Genomic DNA, 2607 nt, shown 5'->3' with positions numbered 1-2607 from the left:
ACAAAATATGATTTTTCATTGATGAAGTTCATAAATTTATTGATGAAGAGAATATGTCAACACTTAATTTTATTTACACAATAGTTAAAGAAGGTAGAAAGTATCAAGTAGGAACTGTTTTAACAACACAACAACCACAAGATTTTATTAAAACACCTAAAATTGAAAAAATGGGACAAGCTATAGTTGGTTCTTGTCAGTATGCAACAATATTTTCACTTAAATCAGAATCAATTAAATATGTAAATAATTTATTTGAAAGTATAGGTGGTTTAACTGATAGTGAAAAGAAAAAAATTACTTTATCTGGTATTGGTGAAGCTTTATTAATAATGAGTCCTATTAAAAGATTATTAGTCCAAATTAACTACAATGAATATGAAAAAAATATGTTTTTTGTTAAAAATCAACAAATAAACAAAATTGAAACAATAAATACTAATTAAACAAAAATTTAAAAAAATAAAGGAATGAATAAAACTATGCACAAAAACAATAAAAAGAAATTTAATCAAAAAGAAGAAATAATTTCAAAAAGAAGCTTATTTGAAATATTAAACGAACAAGGAATTCTTTATGAAGATGAAAAAATAAATGAAAAGGAAGATGAATAAATTGTTAAAAATCAAAAAATTTAAATCAAAAAGTGAAAAAAATAATTTTCCAACTTTAGATGAAAAAATTGAAAAAATCAAATCACTTTTAAAAGAAAATGAAAATTTTGAATTAGGAGATTTGATTATAAATAAAGAATGAGGAAATTTCTTAGAAAAATTATCTACTTCTTTTTATTTAAATAAATTTAAAAAAGCTGATGAATATAGTAAAAAATTTTATAAAAAAAGCAGTAAAAAACTAAAAATTCTAATCAATAAAATCAAAAATATTTACAAAAAAAATACTAATTATGATTATTGAAAATTAAATAGTGACATTTCTAAAACTAAAGAAATAATTAAAAATTTGAATAATTTATTAACAAAAATTGCAAAAGATTTAAATGAATTAAAAATTTTAGATTTAAAAATAGATGATTATTTTATTAAAAAATGACTAAAAAATAAAAAGAATAATTTATTTTTTGGAAAACAATGATTAGAAAATAAAAATGTTGATAATAAGGAGAAAAATGGCGATTAAAATTGCATTTGTTAATAATAAAGGTGGTGTTTTAAAAACAACTTTAACACTTAATTATGCAGCTGTTTTAGCTAAAAAAGGCTATAAAGTTTTAATAATAGATACAGATTCACAAAGCAACATTGCTTCTGGTTTTGGAATTAAAAAACAAGTAAGAAATTATACTTTGCACGATTTAGTTTTTTATTTTAAAAACCCACTAGAAGCCCCTATTAAAGTTTATGAAAATATTGATATTGTACTTCCAGGAGATAGTTGAAGATTTTTTGAAGAAGAAATTTCAAAAAGATCTATTTATGGTGATGAATGAAGAAATTTAAAAGAAATAATTGCTGAATATGAAAATCAATACGATTATATTTTATTTGATACAGAACCTAAAAAAGGAGCTAATGTTTTATCGATATTATTAGTATCTGATGATTTAATAATTCCTTTTACACTCGATGCTTTTGGAATTGAAGGTTTAAGTAAAATGCATTATTTTATTAAGCAAGCACAAAATAAAAATAAAAAACTAAAAATTAAAGCATTAGTTGCAACAAAAACAATAAAAAGAAATATAACTGAAGCAGCAATTAAATCACAAGCAGATAAATTTTTTGCACCTGGCTTATGTCCTATTTCAATTCCTTCTTCAGTTCACGATGCAAGAGCAATTACATTTAATAAATTACCAATTTATTTAACAAATTTAAATAAACAGCAATCACAAGTTTATGAAAAATTAGTTGATTTATTAGAGTTTAACAAAAAGGAAAAAAATAATGAATAAAAATGATTTTAATATTGAAGATATTTTATTAGACAATGTAGAAAAAAAGCAATCTAGTTTTTTAAAAAATAAACATTCATTAAAAAATGAAAATAGTTTTGTTGTTGAAATAGAAAATAATAATGTTGGGCAAAAAAAGACTTTTGGCTTTTATTTATCAATTCAAATAGTTGAAAAATTAGAAAAATTGGCAAAAGAAAAAAATCGTAATAAAAGTGAAATTTTAGAAATTATTTTAGATAAATTTTTCAAACTTAATATTTAAGTAAGAAATCTATAAGAAATTCTTAAATAAAAAGAGGAAAATATTAAAAAAATCAAGAAAAAATATTTGCTTTTACTTAGTTTACCAATTTTATCAACTATTCCATTTTTATCGATGTCAGCACAACAAAATGAAACAATAGAAGGGCGATTAAATTTTAATGAAACCTTTTACAATTATATTGGTGAAAAAGATTTTAATTGAGTTGTGCAATTAAATGAAGATTATTATAGAAGAAAATATGCGCCTGCTTTTTACTATTATGCACAAGATTATTATAATTCCAAAATAGCAAATGATAATTATACTCATTCATATAATAATAGAACACCTAATTCATATTTCGTAATTAACAGAAAAGAACATTTAGATGGTTGATTTGGGGCTAATGTTTCATTGAGAAAAGTTTATGAAAACGGAATTGGAG

The 2607-nt window shown here is 21.3% G+C and carries 5 protein-coding genes and 1 pseudogene; all 6 read left to right on the top strand.

All coding sequences use genetic code 4. The annotated features are described in order from the left end of the window. Nucleotides 1-446: pseudogene (locus T403_RS04535) on the top strand (Mbov_0397 family ICE element conjugal transfer ATPase); the annotation flags it as partial. Nucleotides 447-482: 36 nt separating this feature from the next. After that, nucleotides 483-614, top strand: a complete 132-nt coding sequence (locus T403_RS04660; RefSeq protein WP_276211255.1) for a hypothetical protein — start codon at nt 483-485, stop codon at nt 612-614. After that, entirely contained in the window at nt 607-1140 is a 534-nt protein-coding gene (locus tag T403_RS0103875) for a hypothetical protein (RefSeq protein ID WP_033161508.1), read from the top strand. The genes T403_RS04660 and T403_RS0103875 overlap by 8 nt, the downstream gene beginning before the upstream one ends. After that, nucleotides 1130-1915 (top strand): ParA family protein, encoded by a 786-nt coding sequence (locus tag T403_RS0103870; RefSeq protein ID WP_033161507.1) that lies wholly within the window; start codon nt 1130-1132, stop codon nt 1913-1915. The genes T403_RS0103875 and T403_RS0103870 overlap by 11 nt, the downstream gene beginning before the upstream one ends. After that, a complete protein-coding gene (locus T403_RS0103865) occupies nt 1908-2180 on the top strand; it encodes a hypothetical protein (protein WP_033161506.1) in 273 nt (90 codons plus the stop codon). The genes T403_RS0103870 and T403_RS0103865 overlap by 8 nt, the downstream gene beginning before the upstream one ends. 66 nt (nt 2181-2246) lie before the next feature. After that, on the top strand, nt 2247-2607 hold a 361-nt coding region (locus T403_RS0103860), incomplete at its 3' end, for a hypothetical protein (protein ID WP_033161505.1).

Source organism: Mycoplasma collis ATCC 35278 (assembly GCF_000701825.1).
GTDB classification, from domain to species: Bacteria; Bacillota_I; Bacilli_A; order Mycoplasmatales; family Metamycoplasmataceae; genus Mesomycoplasma_A; species Mesomycoplasma_A collis.
This window is presented reverse-complemented; position numbering and strand designations above follow the sequence as displayed.